Origin of the sequence: Pseudomonas sp., from assembly GCF_035512415.1 — a bacterium.
In the GTDB taxonomy this organism is placed as follows: Bacteria; Pseudomonadota; Gammaproteobacteria; order Pseudomonadales; family Pseudomonadaceae; genus Aquipseudomonas.
In genome coordinates this window covers 1-17,148 of record NZ_DATKDZ010000003.1, presented here as the reverse complement: position 1 = coordinate 17,148, position 17,148 = coordinate 1, and the positions used below count along the sequence as shown (strand labels likewise).

Here is a 17,148-nt window from a genome sequence, read left to right as displayed (position 1 = left end):
ATGGTCCATATAAATCTCTCTAATATGGCCCTATCTGCTGGGCCACCTTGCACATATTGTAGCGAACCGCCCCAAAGAAATCCCTAATGTGCTTGATATGTCGCTCACGGAATATTTGCTGTTCACGATGATCGCTGCCACTCAGGCTGGGTCACCTAGTCCATCGACAATTTTTTTAGTGAATAATGTCCTGATATATAGCCCAGGCCGGGTAATCTTGATTTACACAGGAAATCTATTAGCTGTTGCAGTGCTTGCGAGCTGCTCGCTGCTGGGTATCGGCTCATTACTACTAGCAAATCCAAACATTCTCACACTCATAAAGTTCGCAGGTGCGATATACCTCCTGTGGTTAGGTTTACATATTCTCCTAATAGTCAAAAGTAATCGAGTAGGCTGCGCGCCGCAAGTAACCGGTGAGCGTATACCAGTACTCTGGGGAAGATCTTTCATGGCAGGGATCAGTAAGCCGAAGAAAATTCTTTTTTTCTCCTCGTTACTACCACAGTTTGTGGAAAATCCTCAGAGCCTGCAAGTCGGAAACTTGTTTTCACTCGTGCTGCTATTTGTTCTTGTCAAGCTCTTGGCGTCAAGCGTTTACGTTTTAACGGCAGGCAAGGTGGCAGGGCGGTTGGCTGCCCCTTCTGTGGCTATTTGGAGTAAGCGCGCTAGCGGTGGTGTAATAATTATTAGTGGAGTAGTCATGGGTATTAGTGCTTTTGAATGATCTACGGATTGTCGGCACCACCACTTTCATCTCAGGCGCTCTGGTAGGTATTTGGCAGGAGAGTAACCCGCTCTGGACGTTACAGGCGCGCTTAGCCAAGTGGTTCGGTATTGCATTGTCAGGCCGCCTCACAAAACGGTCACTTAGAGAAATGTTCGCATGCATGCCGAAGTGGGACAGCAATGCCAAAAGAAGATCTATTCTGCGGCCTCACGAATAGAGGTGCAGTTAGTAGCAAATCATCGAGTTACATACCCCCCAATAAGATGCAGGTTTCAACAACACCTTCTTAACCAGCTACAGAAAGCTCTTACTGCTCCGCGGCATAATGGAATGGTTCTGGAGCAACTACACCACTGACTCGAAGCTGCAAACCAAGATGGTTGTATCACCGTTGCGCACCAGCCCGGATCAGCTGCCGCCAACACTAATACGGACCACTGAGATGAACGTGCTGCGTTATGAGGGCGAGGCCTATGGCCCAGTCTGGACGCCTCCGGCGCAACGGTCACTGCTGCGCTACGCGAGCACCTGGATTGATAACCGCAACCTGATACCAAAGCAGCAAAACCGTCCAATCCAGGTGCCGCCCGCTCTGTAATTGTCCTCTCGCCTACCCGAAGGCACCGCGACAGAAAGCCGGAAGGGCGCTTGCAAAGACCATTGCATCACTGACAGGCAGCCTCTATGAGCAATCCGAAAACCGAAGTCCTGACCCCGCAGAACAGCCAGATGATCTTTATCAACCAGCAGCACTCATCGAAGCGCGCTGCTGGATCGACAAAAACGAGACGTCGAGCAGAGTCTCCCGAATGAGAAAGACGCAGTCAGAAACAGTCACCCTGGTGGTGCGCCATCAGGTTCGTCCGTGCCGTGTATCACGTTACGAAGCTTGGTTGCGGCGCATCATCACTACTGCCAGCCAGTACCCCGGCCACCTGGGCGTGAACGTGGCGAGCAGCCGCCAGACCTCCATGGCAGAGTTTATCTGCGTGCTGCGCTTTGCCAGCCTGGAACAGCTGCAGAACTGGATCAATTCGGAACAAAGACGCCAGTTGATCGCCGAAGTCGAGCCACTACTGCACTCCGGCGACCAGCTGGAAATCGCTCAGGACAAGACCTTGTGGTTCGTGCCGCATTCAGACCAAGAGCCGCTACCACGCTGGAAACAGACCTGCATGAACTTTCTGGTGATCCTACTGGTGACTTTGGCGCTGAGCATACTCGCACCGTTGCTCTGGCAACCGCTGTCTCAACGCATTCCCTGGCTCGAAGGATATCTGCCGAGCAACGTAGTGATCACCCTGAGCATCGTATTGCTCGTGGTGTATCTGTTCATGCCCATCACCACGCGGCTCTTCGCTGTCCAGAAAAGCCAGAACGCAAACTCGATGTCTAGTTAGCTGGAGGTGAGTAGGCCATGCCATGCCCAGCAACTGGCTGAGCAGCTAACCCGGCCGGGGGTAAATTGCCGACTACAAATTCGAGTGGGCGCAAAATCAGCTTGAACGCGTCTAATCAGTCAGTCGCTTCTCTGCGCCAACCGCTGATGGCGCTGGTTGCTTTATACCTATTGCTATATTGCACATGCGGTCTGGCGGACAGGCGCGACCTGGAGCAACTAGAACATCGTCGTTGGACGCTAAATGACAGCAGCCCTGGCCTGCTGAGCAGCGACGACGGCCTATGGGGTGGACTATGCAACGACGGCCTCCGCTCCATCCCAGGCCGGGGGGCACCTCCCGTCGATCTGGGCCGAGAGGCGATCCACGCCTTGGCACAAGCGTCGTACGGCCTGGCCAATGATCCCCATCTCGCTCTGGCTCTGCCTACTGCGGTAAGTACCAGCCAAGGCCAGCGATGGTTCGTGCCCCAAAAAGGAGCTGTCGGCATCGACCCCATGCGTACACTGCAGAGCAGCTCTCCACCTAAAGTGCGTATCGAATCACTGGTAGTCGACGACGAAACGGTCTCACTCAAGCCAAAACCAGAATTGCAGGCAAAGAGTCAACAGCTGGCTATCTATTACAGCGCCCACAGCCTGTCCACTACCGATGGCTTACACTTTTTATATCGCCTCGACGGTTACGACCACGACTGGCACATCGCTGGCCTCCAGCGAGAAGCGATCTACACCGACGTACCAGCAGGCGAGTACCGGTTCAGAGTCAGGGCTCTCAACCAGAATGGTGTGCCCAGCGTAAAGGACGCCGAACTGGACTTCAGCATCGCCCCGGTACTCCATCGTCATCCGATGTTCTTGGTATTCGCTGGGGGCACACTACTCTGCGTGCTGCATCTGATCTATCGCATCAACATGCGGCTAGTAGCTAATCGCCTGCGTACTTGCCTGCAAGAGCGCCATAGCGAGCGAGAACGCATCGCCCGCGAGCTGCACGACACTCTGCTACAGGGTATACATGGGTTGATACTGCATGTGCAGGCCGTGGCAGAAAGCCTTCCCGCCGATCAGCCTGCCCGCAGTCAGCTAGAAAGGGCCCTGGACCGTGCCGATCAGATGCTTAGCGAAGGGCGTGACAGGGTGTACGACCTGCGCAACGTGCAGCACGACTCTGTCGACCTGGCCCATGTACTGCGCAATCTAGAGCAGTCACTAGCTCATCAAGATATTAGCTACCTGGTGGTGGTGGCCGGCGAGCCATACGTGCTGCACCCTGTGGTCTGCGACGAGCTCTATCAACTGGCACGAGAGGCCGTTAGCAACGCCTTTCGTCACGCCCATGCCAGTAGGGTGCGGGTTGAGCTGGACTACAACCCGCGACAGTTTGAAATGCGAGTGATCGACAACGGCTGTGGAATTCTCCCTGATTATCTGCAAGCTACTAAATCGGGTGACCGCTGGGGCCTGAAAGGCATGTACGAGCACGCCGCTAAGATCGGCGGTACGCTCAATGTCCACAGCGCACCGGGCCGGGGTAGTCACGTTCAACTGACACTGACCGGACCGCTGGCCTACCGCCAAAAGCAAACTCGCAGACGTCGCTGGCTTCACTGGGAAAGACTCGCAATGAGCTCACACCGATGACAGCCGTACACCTAGTTCGCGTCCTAGTCGCTGCCGCATTCCTCCTATTCGTTAAGGATTCCTGACGACCACCGGCATGGCATGCCCAACCAACATCCGCTACACAATGCGGGATCGGAGGTATCAACATGGCTTACTGTGATGTGCAGCTCACCCGTGCAGAGCTCGCTTGGCGAATCACTTTTTTGAATGGATGACAGGGGAATGGGCGCAGCCTCTTTACATGATCACCCGGAACGGATGTTTGAATCGCGCACTTGGGCCTTGGCTTTCTCGATCTTGCGCTTGGCTTTGTACCGCGAGCGATGCTTGCTCAGCTTCTTGTAACCGGCGCTTCCCTAGAAAGAAACGCATGCCTCCGCTGGCTTCTCGTAGCCAGTAACTGTCTGGGTAGTAGGGGCGAGGTCGTACATGGCAGGGCTGATGATATTTTTTGCTAGGGGATATCGGGTCAGTGAACTCAAACGTCAGTTGACCCGATGAATCATGCGGCACTTGCTGTCAACCTTTCTGTTAAAGGGAATCGAACCAGGGACACCATGAACGACCTGCCTGAATAGAGTATCCATGACCGCACTGTCCAATGAGCAAACAGCTGAACACCAGCGCTACCTACAGCCATGAGCCTTAGGATAAGGAAAGCTTATTGGGCAGAAAATCCGCTGCGACCCCGGGATATCAGGCTACAGCTCGCATATCGGGTACGCTGATTCCTAATAAGTGTCTCTTAGCTGGGCGGTGAGTGTGGACAGGTTTCAGGAAATGAAGGTACTGCTGGCCGTTGCTGAGGCGGAAAGCTTTGCCGGCGGTGCCAAGCTGGTGGGCATGTCGCCGCCCAGCGTGACCCGGTTGATTGCCGGGCTGGAGAAGCGCTTGGGCACGCTGCTATTGGCGCGCAGCACGCGTAGCCTGCGCTTGACCGAGGCGGGTCGGCGCTATGTGGAAGACTGCAAGCGCATCCTGCTGGGTCTGGACGAAGCCGAAGAGTTGGCCACCGGCAGCAGTATTCGTGCACGGGGTAACCTCACCGTGACGGCACCGGTGATGTTCGGCGAGCTGTACCTGATTCCGCTGATTACCGAGTACCTGTCGGCGCATCCGCAGGTGGCGATCAATGCGCTGTTGGTGGATCGCCTGGTGAATATGGTGGAAGAGGGCGTGGACGTGGCCATCCGCATTGGCCAGTTGCCGGAAACCGGCTTGCAGGCCATCAAGGTTGGGCATATTCGCCCGGTTATCTGCGCCTCGCCGGCCTTTCTCGAGCGCTTTGGTCGGCCGCTGGAGCCCAAGGAGGTCATGGCCGCGCCCATCGTGATGTCCTCGGCCAGCAGCCTGCTCACCGACTGGCAGTTCAACCTGGGCACAAGCTCTCTTACCCTGCACCCCAAACCGCGCCTGATGGTGAGTTCCAATCAGGCGGCGATCAATGCCGTGCGCCTGGGCTGGGGGCTGACGCGGGTGCTGTCGTATCAGGTGGCCGAGCTGGTCGCGAAAGGGGAGCTGGAGATTATCCTCGATACCTTTGAGGCAGCGGCAATACCGGTGCATGTGCTCCATCAAGGCGGCGGACGAGTGCCCGCCAAGGTTCGCACCTTTGTCGATTTCTGTACCAGCCGCTTCCTGCAAGACCCTGCTCTGCAAAGAGGCGAGGGTGCTTAACCCATGAGCCGTTATCGGCAGATGCAGGTGTTCGCCGCCGTGGTGCAAGCCGGCAGCCTGGCAGCGGCCGCGCGCCTGCTAGATCAGTCGCCCGCAACCATCATGCGCAGCATCGCCGCACTGGAAGCACGGCTGAATAACAGTCTGCTTATTCGCGGGCCGCGCGGCGTTGATCTGAGCCCGGCGGGCGAGCAGTTCGCCGTCAGCTGTCGGCAAATACTCGAACAAGCCGCCGTTGCCGAACGCTCTGCCGCCGGCCTGCATGCGTGCCCTGCCGGTCGGTTGACCCTATCTTTACCGCTGCTGATGGATCAGCAGGTATTGATGCCTATCGCCCTCGACTATCTGGCGGCGTTCCCCGACGTGCAGCTGGTCACCCGGGCCAGCGAAGGCGTGCCCAAACTGCTTGAGGAGGGAATTGATATCGCCCTGGTAGTGGGGCATATGCCGAATTCTTCCGGCTTCGCCATGCCGGTGGGCAGGGTACGACCGGTTGTCTGCGGCGCTCCCGGCTACTTGGCAAAGTGGGGTCGCCCGCAGACGCCGGACGACCTAAAAGCACACCGCAGCGTGCTGACCACGGAGGCAGGCCAGCACAACGAGTGGCGCTTTCGTTGCGAGCGCGCCACGCGCCTGGTGAAGCCCGCGCCCGTGCTGACCTGCACGACTCAGCGCGCCGCCATCCATGCCGCAACCCTGGGGCTGGGTCTGATTCGCTGCATGAGTTTTGAGGCGCACGATGAATTGCAGAGCGGCTTGCTCGATCCGGTACTGAGCAACTTTGCCAGCCAGGACCTGCCCGTGCAGTTGATCTACCGCGATGCTCGCCGGGCCGAGGCGCGGGTGCGCACCTTTATCGATTTCGCCACGCCAAGGCTGCGCGCTCATCCGGCATTCACTGGCTAACGCCGCAAGGTCGTCGCCTCAGCTGACCACCGCATTATTTTAGAAAACGAAATTATGCATTGCTCTGCATGGGGGTTCTGCTTGGCCGCGAGCAGGCGCAGCATTGCTCGACCAGCGCAAGAGCCACCGACCTGGTTTGACGCCGCGCTGACTTCCCTGACCCCACACGGAGCCACCCCATGTCTCAGCCAGCCATCAAGCTCTATCATGTCCCTCTTTCAGGCCATGCCCATCGCGTCGAGCTGTTGCTCTCACTGTTGCAACTGCCCACCGAGCTGGTATTTGTCGACATCCCCAATGGGGCACATAAAAAGCCCGAATTCCTGGCCCTCAACGCTTTTGGGCAAGTGCCGGTAATTGATGATAACGGCACCATCCTCAGCGACTCGAATGCCATTCTTGTGTATCTGGCGAAGAAATATGGCGACGGTAAGTGGCTGGCTGAAGAGCCTTTGGCTGCCGCGCGCATTCAGCGTTGGCTCTCGGTGGCGGCAGGTCAGCTGGCTTACGGCCCGGCATCTGCGCGGCTGATCACGGTGTTTGGTGCGCCATTAAATGCCGAGGAGGTGATCGCCCGTTCCCATGCCCTGCTCAAGGTGATGGACGGCGAACTGGCCAGCAGTCCTTTCCTGGCAGGCGATACCGCCACCCTCGCCGATATCGCCAACTACACCTATATCGCCCATGCGCCTGAAGGTAATGTCTCGCTGCAGGCCTACCCGAATGTGCGCGCCTGGCTGGAACGGGTAGAAGCGCTTCCCTGCTTCGTGCCCATGCAGCGTACTGCAGCCGGCTTGCAAACCAACTGAGCCCGCACTGGCTGCCGGGTGCCCGGCAGCCCTCTTGAGGAGCGCGTTCCATGGATCATCTGCCCAAGCACCGTCACTCGCCCTGGCATGCCGGGGAAAAAACGCTGCAGGACATCTACGGCGTCTCCGAACGCATGGAGGTGATTGGGCAGAAAGTCATCCGCGATTACATGCCCGACCAGCACCGCGAGTTCTACCAGCAACTGCCATTTATGGTGGTCGGCGCGGTCGATGCAGAGCAGCGGCCCTGGGCGACTCTGCTTGAGGGACCGGAAGGCTTCGTCACTTCGCCCGACCCGCAGCAGTTGCTATTGGCCGTACAACCCGAGGCGCAGGACCCTGCCGCCAGCGGCCTGCAACCCGGCCAGGCCATCGGCCTGCTCGGTATCGAACTGCATACGCGTCGGCGCAATCGCATCAACGGGGTGATCCAGCAGGTTTCTGCCGATAGACTTGCCGTTGCGGTCGAACACTCCTACGGCAACTGCCCCAAGTACATCCAGGCACGCGGCTATAGCCGCACGCCGGAGCCGCTGAAGAACCGCGCCATGCGCCAGGACTTCAACGCACTGAATGCCCGCACCACTGAGATGATCCGCGCGGCCGACACCTTTTTTATCGCCAGCTACTTCGACCATGACGCGCACAGTCGCTCGGTGGATGTTTCACATCGCGGCGGCCGCGCCGGCTTTGTCAAAGTCGAAGGCAACCGGCTGACCATCCCCGATTACGCCGGCAACCTGTTCTTCAACACCCTGGGCAACCTGCAGGTCAATCCTGTCGCCGGCTTGCTGTTTGTCGATTTCACCAGCGGCGACATGCTGCAACTCACCGGCCGTACCGAGCTGATTCTCGATGGCCCGATGATCACTGCGTTTGAAAGTGCCGAGCGCCTCTGGACCTTCGATGTCGAGCAGGCAGTATTACGTCCGGCTGCAACATCGCTGCGCTGGGAATTTCACGATTACGCACCGACCAGCCTGGCCACCGGCACCTGGGCTGAGGCGGACGAGAAGCTGCGTCAGAACGAGCAACGCCGGCAGTGGCAACAATGGCGCGTGACCCAGGTGCAGCAAGAGAGTCAGGACATCCGCTCGTTCTATATCCAACCGCTGGAGACAGCAGCGGTGGCGTTCACTCCAGGGCAGCACGTGCCAGTGCGCCTACACGTACCTGGCGCTGAGGCGCCGCTGATCCGTACCTACAGCGTCTCCAGCGCGCCGTCGGACGGGCATATCCGCATCAGCGTCAAGGCACAGGGGCCAGCCTCGTATCACCTGCATAACCATGTACAGGTGGGCGATGTGCTGGAGGTTCGCCCGCCTATGGGCAGCTTCACTCTGACCGAGGAAACCGAGCGCCCCGTGGTGTTGATCGCTGCCGGGGTTGGCATCACGCCTTTGCTCTCGATGTTCCGGGAGCTGGCCGCGCAGAATGTTCAGCAGCAGCGGCAACGCCATGTGCATCTGTTTCAAAGCGCCAGAACCCTGGAGGACCTGCCGTTCCAGGCAGAACTCAAGGCGCTGCAGGCGCGCGATACCGAGCGGCTGCATATCCACCGCGCACTAAGCAACCCAGGTTCGGACGCCGTTGCTGGCCGCGATTTCGACATAACAGGTCGCCTCGACTTTGCCCAGGTAAAGGCGCGGCTGCCGCTGGATGATTACGATTTTTACCTGTGCGGCCCCGGCGGCTTTCTTCAGGCCATGTACGACGGGTTGCGTGCACTGAACATTGTTGATGAGCGCATCCACGCCGAGGCATTCGGCCCTTCTACACTGCAACGCCTGGCGGTCGAACAGCTTGCTGCACCGGCTCAGCTACCCGCCGCCAGCACGCCCGTACCTGTCTATTTCGCTTCCTCGGCGAAAGAGGCGCGTTGGACACCGAGCAGTGGCAGCCTGCTGGAACTGGCGGAAGGTCGTGGCCTGAACCCCGACTTCAGCTGCCGTGGCGGTTCTTGCGGCACCTGCAAAACACGCTTGGTCAGCGGCAACGTGCATTACCCCAATCTACCGGCGCAAATGCCGGAGAGCGGCAGCGTGCTGATCTGCTGTGCTGTACCGGCAGAGCAGGAAGGCGGGGTCCAACCCCTGGTGCTTGATCTTTAGTCGGCTATTCCGCTCCCTCAATAACACGAGCCACCGCCATGTCCAGCGTTGAAGCGTGTTTACCGTTGCTGCCCTTTACCCGTGAGTCCGCCACTTTGAAAGTCCGCAGGGCTGAAACAGCCGTGATCCGGAAAAGTGGCCTTGGCCTATACCCTGGGCACGAAATGGCGCAACGGCCGGAGTTCATCACCAGCCGTGCCGAAGCGCAGGCGCTCCTACTGAATGGCACGCAGGGGGTGGTCTGAACACTGGCGTGGCGGATGTGGGCAAGTATTTATTGGCGATGGTGCATGTGCACATAGGTTTGTGGAACGGGGGGAAGTGCTTCGATTACTCAGCCGACAACGCTTCCCGTGGACGCTGAGGGGCATATAGCGCTCGACGTGATGAAGCTATCGCAGCTGGTTTGAAGCTGCAGCTTCTCGGCGGCCAGGCCTATGCGATGCTCTGCTAGTTCTGGCAGGCGGTTTTCAGCCCCCAGTCATGCGTTTGAACCAGGATCAGACGCGAGAGGTGGCAGTTCATGCTTCAGCGGGTCGAGACGACCTCGCAGCAGTGCATGCAATTGCTGGACGGCCGGCGAATACTGCTTGCGATGCGGGCACACTAGTTTCAGTGGTGTGGGCTCACCTTGATACTCGGCGAGCAGTGCCTCTAGCCGTCCCGCCTCGATATCGTCGCGTACGTCCAGCCAGGATTTGTAGACCAGGCCTTCACCCGCGACCGCCCAGCGTCGCACGATGTCTGCGTCGTTGCTGAACAGTGGGCCGGCGACCTGCACTGTCTGGTCACCTAGCCGCCAGCGGTCATGCGCGCGTCCATTGAGCGAATAAAGCAGGCAGCGGTGCTGGCTCAGATCGGCGGGCTTTTGAGGTCTGCCGTTACGCTCCAAATAATCCGGAGCGCCCACCAGGACACGGCGATTCCAGGGAGCCAGCGGCAAGGCCACCCAGCTCGCATCGTCAAACACGCCGTAGCGCAGGGCAACGTCCACCGGGTCGCGAAATACATCAGCCACTTGATCGGATATCAGCAGGCGAAGGCTGAGCGCTGGATGCTGGCGACGGAACTCGGAAATCCATGGCAGCAGCAGGTTGCGCCCTAGGTCTGACGGCGCGGAGACCTGCAGCAAACCATGCAGCTGGGTGCTTTCCCGGCGTATCCGATCCTGGCCTTCGCGCAACGTATCCAGCGCCTCGCGGGCGAACGGTAGGTACTGCTCACCTTCGGCAGTCAGCCGCAGGCTGCGCGTGGAGCGAGCGAACAGACGGACATCCAGGGCGCGCTCAAGGCGCTTGATCGCCGCGGCCACCTGGCCCGGTAGCAGGCCGACCTCGCGGGCGGCATTGGAGAAACTGCCCAGCGAGGCTGTGCGCACGAACAGCTGGAGGTCTTCGAAGCGAACCATTTTCATTCCTGCGGTGAAGGTGTTGGTGGATTTTGGATCTTTTTCGAGAAGTATGGGAAGACGAAGATGACCGCACGTTTCGCTTGTACCAGACCCCCAAGGATTACTCATATGAAAGCCATCGTCTTCACCGAACACGGCCTGCCGATCAACGACCCTCGGGCGCTGTTCGACAGCGAGCTGCCGGAACCTACCCCGGGACCGCGCGACCTGCTGGTGCAGGTCATGGCCATAGCGGTGAATCCGGTCGATACAAAGGTCCGCTCCGGAAAAGGCGCTACCGAGCAGCCCAGAGTGCTCGGTTGGGATGCGGTCGGAGTGGTTCGCGCCGTGGGTGCCGAAGTGACGCTGTTTCAGCCCGGCGACGAGGTGTTCTATGCCGGTGCCATCGATCGCGCCGGCAGCTATAGCGAGTTGCACCTGGTCGACGAACGCATCGTGGGACGCAAGCCGCGCAGCCTGGATGATGCCAGTGCCGCCGCATTGCCGCTGACGTCGATCACTGCTTGGGAACTGCTGTTCGATCGCCTGGGCATCGATGAGCACGGTGGCGCTGGTCAGAATCTATTGATCCTGGGTGCCGCGGGTGGCGTGGGTTCGATTCTGACGCAGCTTGCCCGTCAGCTGACTGAATTGACCGTGATCGCCACCGCCTCGCGCCCGGAAACGCAGGAGTGGGTCAGCTCCCTGGGCGCGCACCATGTGATCGACCACAGTCAGCCGCTGGCTGAACAGCTACAGCGCATCGGTATCGAGGCGGTGGATCATGTCATCAGCCTCACCCATACCGACAGCTACCTCCCACAATTGATCGAGATCTTGCGGCCTCAGGGTCATCTGGCACTCATCGACGATCCGGCCGTGCTCGACGTAGTGCCGCTAAAGCGCAAATCGCTGGCGCTGCACTGGGAGCTAATGTTCACCCGCTCGTTGTACCAGACGCACGACATGATCAAGCAGCACCAGTTGCTTAACCGCGTGGCGGAGCTGATCGACGGCGGTGTACTGAAGACGACTGTCGGTGAGCATTTCGGGCGCATCGAGGCGGCGAACCTGCGGCGTGCGCATGCACTGATCGAAAGCGGCAAGGCCAGGGGCAAGATCGTCCTAGAAGGCTTTTAAATTATCCATGCATCCCAGCGTCCGCAGGGCGGGTAGGAGATCCAACAATGTGTATCGAAACTCGGTTTCGCCGCACCATCCTAGCTTTGACGCTTGTCAGCCCAGCAACCTTTGCCACGCAGCTGCAGCCGCTGCCGGCCAGTGCTGCAGCGGACCGGCCGGTCGGTGTGATTGACCAGGTGTTTGCCTTCCATGATGCCATGCCCACCGGCGTGACCGTCAGCGAGACCGGACGCATCTTCGTCAATTTCCCACGCTGGGGCGACGCCGTGCCTTTCACCGTTGGTGAAATTCGAGACGGCAAGGTGCAGCCCTACCCCAATGCAGCCATCAATACCGAAGATCCGTACGACCCGGCCAAGAGGTTTATCAGCGTGCAAAGCGTGGTCGCCGACGGCAAGGGGCGTGTCTGGGTGCTGGATACCGCCGCGCCGGAATTCTCCACGCCGCGCCCTGGCGGCGCAAAGCTGGTGGCCATTGATCTTGCCAGCAACCAGGTGGTCAAGATCCTGGTGTTTCCGCCTGAAGTGATCTTGCCGAGCACCTATGTTAACGACATGCGCTTCGACTTCCGGGTGGGCAAGCAAGGGACGGTGTACGTGACCGATTCGCCCGTGTCCGGCCCCGGCGGCATCATTGTCATGGATATCGCCACCGGTAAAGCCAGCCGTCGCCTGAGCGGTGCGGCGCAGACGTCCGTCGATCCGGCTTTCGTACCGGTCGTAGAAGGTAAGCCGGCACTGCTGAGTAAGGGGGCCGACGGCAAGCCAAAAGCACTAAGTGTGGCTTCCGATGGCATCGCTTTGTCTGCCGATGGTAGCGTCCTTTATTTCTCTCCGCTGTCCAGCCGCCACCTATACGCCGCGCCTACCGCACTGCTGCGCGACCCTGACGTGAGCGAGGCACAGTTGCAGTCGGCCGTACGTGATCTGGGTGAGAAGGGTGCCGCCGATGGCCTCGAGGCCGACGCCGAGGGTGCCATCTACGCCACTGGCTATGAGCACAACGGGATTCGCAAGCGTCTGGCCGACGGAACGTGGCAGACCATCGTCCATGACCCGAGGGTGCTCTGGCCGGACACCCTTTCCATCGGCCCGGACGGCTACCTGTATTTCACTGTCAACCAGCTCCATCGCTCGCCTGGTTTCAATAATGGTCAGGACCTGCGCAGCAAGCCCTACAGCCTGCTGCGGGTGAAGATTGACGCTGCGCCCGCACCCACTCACTGAGAGCCTGCTGCGAGCAGGCCGCCGACGCCTGCTGGTAATCCCTAATCACAACACGTAGTTGGAGCTGACAACATGGAATTCGTAAGCCTCGCCAAACGCCGCTATACCACCAAAGCCTTCGACGCCAGCCGCAAGATCCCGCAGGAGTCCATCGACGCGTTGCTCGAGCACCTGCGCCACAGCCCATCATCGGTCAACTCCCAGCCTTGGCATTTTGTTGTTGCATCCACCAACGAGGGCAAGGCGCGTATTGCCAAGGGAACCGAAGGTGGCTTCGCCTATAATGCGCCCAAGGTTCTCAAGGCCTCTCACGTTGTCGTGCTCTGCAGTCGCAACGACATGACTGAAGCACATCTGCAGGCGTTGCTGGAGCAAGAAGCCCGTGACGGCCGCTTCCACAGCGAAGACGCCAAGGCAGGGCAGGACAACGCCCGCCGCGGCTACGTCGCCCTGCATCGCTACGACCAGAAGGACCTGCAGCACTGGATGGAAAAGCAGACCTATCTTGCGTTAGGAACCCTGCTGCTAGGCGCTGCCGCGTTTGGTCTGGACGCTACGCCTATGGAAGGCTTCGACTTTAAGAGGCTCGACGAGGAATTGGGACTGCGGGCACAGGGGCTAACCAGCCTGGTGCTGGTCGCGCTTGGCTACCGTGACGAAGCCGACTTCAACGCCGACTTGCCCAAGTCGCGCCTGTCGGCTGCGAAGGTGTTCACTTACATTTGAGGTGCCTTTAGGTCGAACTGCGCTTCGACACGTTCGCCCATCGTCCTGATCGAATCGACTTCGGCGGTACGATGTGCCGGGGGCACCTCCAATCCACAATCACGCCGTGTTCAGTGTCGATCAGGTAATTCGTGGAGTAGGCAAAGTAGGCCGGGTCGCCTGGAGTTGCTGTCCAACGGGACTGAGGATCGGTGAGCGAAATTTGCTTGGGAAGAACTTCAGGCTGCGCCTCTTCATCAAGAACTTCAAGATACTCACGCACGGCGCGGCTGCTAAGAGTTGGGTCACGCCAATCGACCTCATCTCCCGCCACCCCACGTTGCCGGCTGGCATCTGCCTGATGATGCTGGCGTCGACGGCGAAACCCTCACCCTTGATCAGCCCGGCCGCTATGCAGCGCCGCAGTACCTTATTGAACACCCCGCGGAAAAGGCCGCTGCCACGGGAGCGGCCGTGGCGATTCTTCGAGAAGGCCGAGTGATTAGGAACTTCGTCTTCCAGACCCAGCCGGCAGAACCAGCGATAGGCTAGGTTCAGGTGCACATCTTCGCACAATCGCCGCTCGGAACTGATGCCATAGCAGTAGCCGACGACCAGCATGCGCACCATCAATTCCGGATCTATCGAGGGGCACCCAATGGGGCTATAGAAGGCGGCCAAGTGAGGGCGCAGGTCAGAGAGATCCAGGCACCGGTCGATGCTGCGCAGGCGGTGTTGGGCTGGGACGTGATCATCCAGATTGAGCGAGCAGAACAGGCGCTGCTGTCCTCCCGGTAACTGTCACATCATGCTGATCGCTCCGCGCCCGCTGGCAGAGCAATTCTGCCGAATGCATGGGGAGCTGCTACTTTTTCAACTGTATCAGCCGACAGCCGCCCCATGCCGACGCCCTGACCAGGGCCGGAAGCGAATAGCTCTTCTATCCACGCCCCTATAACTTCTTCCCCGCGCGTGGTGAAGCGCTGGCTACGCATCTCACGGCGCATCGCCCCAGCTTGCGGTGTCGGAACACTGCCGATGCGCAGGGTGCCGCGGCCCTCTTTTCGGTTCACCTGCTTGATCACGGCCATCAGGCGCTCGGCACCGCAGCATGCTGCTGGCGCGAACAGGTCAGGGGATAGCTTACCGCGTTGACTCAGATCCATGAGCAGGATGGTGCATTTCGAATACCGACAGCCGGGCCGCTAGATCTGCACCAGCTCCTGCTGGGCGAACGCCAGAGTCTCTCGGGTATCGTCGGTGGGCACCGACACGGGGCGTAGGGTAACGCGGCCTTTATAGTTAACCTTGGCCTGCCAGTCATCAGCGACTTGGACCTTAACCGGCAGTTGTGTAGCTACGGCGAACAGCTCCCTATCTTTATCCCCACCGCGCGGCAGTGGTCCGACTCCGGGACTGATCTATAACCGCCAACAGTTTCTCCTCTCGTCCGGTTAATTCAAACCTTGAAAGCCATTATCTATCAGCTCCATCGAATCATATTATTGGATTACAAGATTAATTAACGGCGAGCAATCCGTTATCACGATTGTCAAATATTACTATTGATACGCTCGCGTTTGTCCATCTCGTCCTCGTCTGTAGCCTAGGTTCCGTAACCACTCCTACCGAGGACAACATCATGAGAAAGTTACTAGCAAGTGTCATCCTGGCCAACGTGGCTTCGTCTGCATTCGCCGTTCCGCCATCCAGCCCACAGCCGTTGCTGGGGGAAGCGCAAGGCGCTGCGACCGTCCAGGAAGCAACAGCCTTCGACCGTAAAGTTTCGGAAAATGGCTTCGACCGTACTCCTCTCGGCGAACGTATTGCTGAAGGTGGCTTCGAGCGTACCCCTCTTGGCGAACGTATTGCTGAAGGTGGCTTCGAGCGTACCCCCCTCGGCGAACGTATTGCTGAAGGTGGTTTCGAGCGCACGCCACTGGGTAAGCTACTGGCAGTATTTGGCAGTGATCGCACCGGGCATGCTCATGGCTGACGCGAAAGGGTTTGCTTGTGTATTGACATATCGGAAAATGTCGATATCATCACGGCCATGAACATGATCGATGTATTCAAAGCCCTCTCAAACCGTACTCGCCTTGAAATCCTCAAGGGATTGAAGGACCCGGTGAAGAACTTCCCTCCACAGGACGAAGGGGACGTTCATACGGTGGGCGTCTGTGTCAGCAGTATTCAAGAAGGCGTCGGCCTGTCGCAGTCGACGGTGTCCGATTACCTTGCGACGCTGCAGCGAGTGGGTCTGGTCGAAGTCCGTCGCATCGGGCAGTGGACCTATTACAAGCGCAATGAAGCAAACATCAGGGCTCTTGCCGAGCTCATAGGCAAGGAGCTGTAATTATTTAACTTGTCATATCTGGATTTCTCGATATCCCTTTTTGCCGAAGCGAGGATTCACAATGAACTGAGATCATAGGAAAAACTCCTGAATTTCTTTGCTCTTGTATATCGAAAAATCCCTATATCCCTTTTTTCAGAAGCGAGGTTTTACAATGAAAGCGATGATACTGAAATCATTTGGCGGCCCGGAGTCGTTCGAACTTAGCGACGTGCCCAAGCCAGTGCCAGGTGCGGGACAAGTCCTGGTGCGTGTACACGCAACCTCCATCAACCCGTTGGATTATCAGGTTCGACGTGGCGACTATGCCGACCTGGTGCCACTGCCGGCTATTACCGGACACGACGTATCGGGCGTTGTCGAAGAAGTCGGGCCGGGTGTGACGAGCTTCGCTGCGGGAGACGAGGTCTGGTACACCCCGCAAATATTCGACGGCCCAGGCAGCTATGCCGAGTACCACGTTGCGGCCGAAAACATCATCGGGCATAAGCCGCAATCACTGAGCCATCTTGAGGCAGCAAGTCTGACCCTGGTCGGCGGAACGGTGTGGGAAGCACTGATCGGGCGTGTGGCGCTCAGGGTGGGGGAAAGCATTCTGATCCACGGCGGCGCGGGAGGCGTCGGTCATGTCGCGATCCAGTTGGCAAAAGCCATTGGGGCGCGGGTCTTCACAACCGTGCGCGAAGCCAACTTTGAGTTCGCACGCAGCATGGGTGCCGATGTGCTGATCGACTACGAAAAAGAAGATTACGTCGACGCCATCCTTCGGGAAACCGGCGGCCACGGCGTGGATGTGGTGTTCGACACCATCGGCGGCGACACACTGACGCGTAGCCCCGACGCGCTCGCGCAACTGGGCCGTGTGGTCTCGATTGTGGACATTGCAAAGCCGCAAAACCTGGTGCAGGCCTGGGGCAAGAACGCCAGTTATCACTTCGTGTTCACCCGACAAAATCGCGGCAAGCTGGATGAGTTGAGCACATTGGTAGAGCGCGGTCAGCTGCGCCCGCACGTTGGCGCGGTCTATTCGCTGGCCGACCTTGGGCTCGCCCATGCGCGGCTGGAGAGCC

The 17,148-nt window shown here is 58.9% G+C and carries 17 protein-coding genes and 2 pseudogenes; 15 read left to right on the top strand and 4 right to left on the bottom strand.

Translation table 11 applies throughout. From position 1 onward, the window contains the following. Positions 1-97: 97 nt before the first annotated feature. The 4 genes from VMP31_RS00350 to VMP31_RS00335 all read left to right on the top strand — a co-directional run bounded on the left by VMP31_RS00350 (position 98) and on the right by VMP31_RS00335 (position 3,773). The gene (locus VMP31_RS00350) at positions 98-727 is read left to right on the top strand and encodes a LysE family translocator (protein ID WP_325502921.1); all 630 of its coding nucleotides are present in this window, start codon (positions 98-100) and stop codon (positions 725-727) included. Between the two features lie 313 nt (positions 728-1,040). Then, the gene (locus tag VMP31_RS00345; RefSeq protein WP_325503068.1) at positions 1,041-1,328 is read left to right on the top strand and encodes an alpha/beta hydrolase fold domain-containing protein; all 288 of its coding nucleotides are present in this window, start codon (positions 1,041-1,043) and stop codon (positions 1,326-1,328) included. A gap of 211 nt (positions 1,329-1,539) precedes the next feature. Then, entirely contained in the window at positions 1,540-2,130 is a 591-nt protein-coding gene (locus VMP31_RS00340) for an antibiotic biosynthesis monooxygenase (protein WP_325502919.1), read from the top strand. Positions 2,131-2,627: 497 nt separating this feature from the next. Next, complete coding sequence (locus VMP31_RS00335; RefSeq protein ID WP_325502917.1) at positions 2,628-3,773, top strand: ATP-binding protein; 1,146 nt, start codon at positions 2,628-2,630, stop codon at positions 3,771-3,773. Positions 3,774-3,998: 225 nt separating this feature from the next. Here the strand turns inward: VMP31_RS00335 and VMP31_RS00330 are convergent. Then, positions 3,999-4,099: pseudogene (locus VMP31_RS00330) on the bottom strand (IS5/IS1182 family transposase); the annotation flags it as partial. Positions 4,100-4,535: 436 nt separating this feature from the next. On the opposite strand from VMP31_RS00330, the gene VMP31_RS00325 reads away from it, so the two are divergent. The 5 genes from VMP31_RS00325 (at position 4,536) to VMP31_RS00305 (ending at position 9,503) form a co-directional block, all read left to right on the top strand. After that, a complete protein-coding gene (locus VMP31_RS00325; RefSeq protein WP_325502915.1) occupies positions 4,536-5,432 on the top strand; it encodes a LysR family transcriptional regulator in 897 nt (298 codons plus the stop codon). A gap of 3 nt (positions 5,433-5,435) precedes the next feature. Further along, a complete protein-coding gene (locus tag VMP31_RS00320) occupies positions 5,436-6,338 on the top strand; it encodes a LysR family transcriptional regulator (protein WP_325502913.1) in 903 nt (300 codons plus the stop codon). A gap of 179 nt (positions 6,339-6,517) precedes the next feature. Beyond that, positions 6,518-7,147 carry a glutathione S-transferase gene (locus tag VMP31_RS00315; protein WP_325502911.1) on the top strand — a complete coding sequence of 210 codons (630 nt, stop codon included), beginning with the start codon at positions 6,518-6,520 and terminating at the stop codon, positions 7,145-7,147. 50 nt (positions 7,148-7,197) lie between these two features. Next, positions 7,198-9,258 carry a pyridoxamine 5'-phosphate oxidase family protein gene (locus VMP31_RS00310; protein ID WP_325502910.1) on the top strand — a complete coding sequence of 687 codons (2,061 nt, stop codon included), beginning with the start codon at positions 7,198-7,200 and terminating at the stop codon, positions 9,256-9,258. Positions 9,259-9,296: 38 nt separating this feature from the next. Beyond that, positions 9,297-9,503: a hypothetical protein gene (locus tag VMP31_RS00305; RefSeq protein WP_325502908.1), complete on the top strand. Its 207-nt coding sequence runs from the start codon at positions 9,297-9,299 to the stop codon at positions 9,501-9,503. Positions 9,504-9,739: 236 nt separating this feature from the next. On the opposite strand, the gene VMP31_RS00300 is transcribed toward VMP31_RS00305, so the two are convergent. Beyond that, positions 9,740-10,666 (bottom strand): LysR family transcriptional regulator, encoded by a 927-nt coding sequence (locus VMP31_RS00300; protein ID WP_325503066.1) that lies wholly within the window; start codon positions 10,664-10,666, stop codon positions 9,740-9,742. A 111-nt stretch (positions 10,667-10,777) separates the two neighbouring features. Between VMP31_RS00300 and VMP31_RS00295 the strand changes: the two genes are divergently transcribed. The 3 genes from VMP31_RS00295 to nfsB all read left to right on the top strand — a co-directional run bounded on the left by VMP31_RS00295 (position 10,778) and on the right by nfsB (position 13,743). Then, positions 10,778-11,788, top strand: a complete 1,011-nt coding sequence (locus VMP31_RS00295; RefSeq protein ID WP_325502906.1) for a zinc-binding alcohol dehydrogenase family protein — start codon at positions 10,778-10,780, stop codon at positions 11,786-11,788. Between the two features lie 47 nt (positions 11,789-11,835). Then, positions 11,836-13,017 (top strand): L-dopachrome tautomerase-related protein, encoded by a 1,182-nt coding sequence (locus VMP31_RS00290; RefSeq protein ID WP_325502904.1) that lies wholly within the window; start codon positions 11,836-11,838, stop codon positions 13,015-13,017. A gap of 72 nt (positions 13,018-13,089) precedes the next feature. Then, positions 13,090-13,743: an oxygen-insensitive NAD(P)H nitroreductase gene (gene nfsB, locus VMP31_RS00285; protein ID WP_325502902.1), complete on the top strand. Its 654-nt coding sequence runs from the start codon at positions 13,090-13,092 to the stop codon at positions 13,741-13,743. Positions 13,744-13,751: 8 nt separating this feature from the next. Here the strand turns inward: nfsB and VMP31_RS00280 are convergent. After that, positions 13,752-14,499 (bottom strand): annotated as a pseudogene (locus VMP31_RS00280) (transposase); the annotation flags it as partial. A 29-nt stretch (positions 14,500-14,528) separates the two neighbouring features. Beyond that, the gene (locus tag VMP31_RS00275; RefSeq protein ID WP_325502900.1) at positions 14,529-14,813 is read right to left on the bottom strand and encodes a DUF4113 domain-containing protein; all 285 of its coding nucleotides are present in this window, start codon (positions 14,811-14,813) and stop codon (positions 14,529-14,531) included. Between the two features lie 551 nt (positions 14,814-15,364). Here VMP31_RS00275 and VMP31_RS00270 point away from each other — a divergent pair. From VMP31_RS00270 to VMP31_RS00260, 3 genes are all read left to right on the top strand, one after another. Next, positions 15,365-15,718 carry a hypothetical protein gene (locus VMP31_RS00270; RefSeq protein ID WP_325502898.1) on the top strand — a complete coding sequence of 118 codons (354 nt, stop codon included), beginning with the start codon at positions 15,365-15,367 and terminating at the stop codon, positions 15,716-15,718. 57 nt (positions 15,719-15,775) lie between these two features. Further along, positions 15,776-16,078 (top strand): metalloregulator ArsR/SmtB family transcription factor, encoded by a 303-nt coding sequence (locus tag VMP31_RS00265; protein ID WP_325323537.1) that lies wholly within the window; start codon positions 15,776-15,778, stop codon positions 16,076-16,078. Positions 16,079-16,232: 154 nt separating this feature from the next. Next, the coding region (locus tag VMP31_RS00260; protein WP_325502896.1) for a zinc-dependent alcohol dehydrogenase family protein at positions 16,233-17,148 on the top strand (916 nt) is incomplete at its 3' end.

What these genes read in the sequence shown, in the direction of transcription:
- VMP31_RS00300 (WP_325503066.1), bottom strand. Translation starts at nt 10,666, where the DNA reads ATGGTTCGCTTCGAAGACCTCCAGCTGTTCGTGCGCACAGCCTCGCTG.
- VMP31_RS00265 (WP_325323537.1), top strand. Translation starts at nt 15,776, where the DNA reads ATGAACATGATCGATGTATTCAAAGCCCTCTCAAACCGTACTCGCCTT.
- VMP31_RS00295 (WP_325502906.1), top strand. Translation starts at nt 10,778, where the DNA reads ATGAAAGCCATCGTCTTCACCGAACACGGCCTGCCGATCAACGACCCT.
- VMP31_RS00315 (WP_325502911.1), top strand. Translation starts at nt 6,518, where the DNA reads ATGTCTCAGCCAGCCATCAAGCTCTATCATGTCCCTCTTTCAGGCCAT.
- VMP31_RS00290 (WP_325502904.1), top strand. Translation starts at nt 11,836, where the DNA reads ATGTGTATCGAAACTCGGTTTCGCCGCACCATCCTAGCTTTGACGCTT.
- VMP31_RS00335 (WP_325502917.1), top strand. Translation starts at nt 2,628, where the DNA reads ATGCGTACACTGCAGAGCAGCTCTCCACCTAAAGTGCGTATCGAATCA.
- VMP31_RS00350 (WP_325502921.1), top strand. Translation starts at nt 98, where the DNA reads ATGTCGCTCACGGAATATTTGCTGTTCACGATGATCGCTGCCACTCAG.
- VMP31_RS00320 (WP_325502913.1), top strand. Translation starts at nt 5,436, where the DNA reads ATGAGCCGTTATCGGCAGATGCAGGTGTTCGCCGCCGTGGTGCAAGCC.
- VMP31_RS00275 (WP_325502900.1), bottom strand. Translation starts at nt 14,813, where the DNA reads ATGGCCGTGATCAAGCAGGTGAACCGAAAAGAGGGCCGCGGCACCCTG.
- VMP31_RS00340 (WP_325502919.1), top strand. Translation starts at nt 1,540, where the DNA reads ATGAGAAAGACGCAGTCAGAAACAGTCACCCTGGTGGTGCGCCATCAG.
- VMP31_RS00305 (WP_325502908.1), top strand. Translation starts at nt 9,297, where the DNA reads ATGTCCAGCGTTGAAGCGTGTTTACCGTTGCTGCCCTTTACCCGTGAG.
- nfsB (WP_325502902.1), top strand. Translation starts at nt 13,090, where the DNA reads ATGGAATTCGTAAGCCTCGCCAAACGCCGCTATACCACCAAAGCCTTC.
- VMP31_RS00270 (WP_325502898.1), top strand. Translation starts at nt 15,365, where the DNA reads ATGAGAAAGTTACTAGCAAGTGTCATCCTGGCCAACGTGGCTTCGTCT.
- VMP31_RS00310 (WP_325502910.1), top strand. Translation starts at nt 7,198, where the DNA reads ATGGATCATCTGCCCAAGCACCGTCACTCGCCCTGGCATGCCGGGGAA.
- VMP31_RS00325 (WP_325502915.1), top strand. Translation starts at nt 4,536, where the DNA reads ATGAAGGTACTGCTGGCCGTTGCTGAGGCGGAAAGCTTTGCCGGCGGT.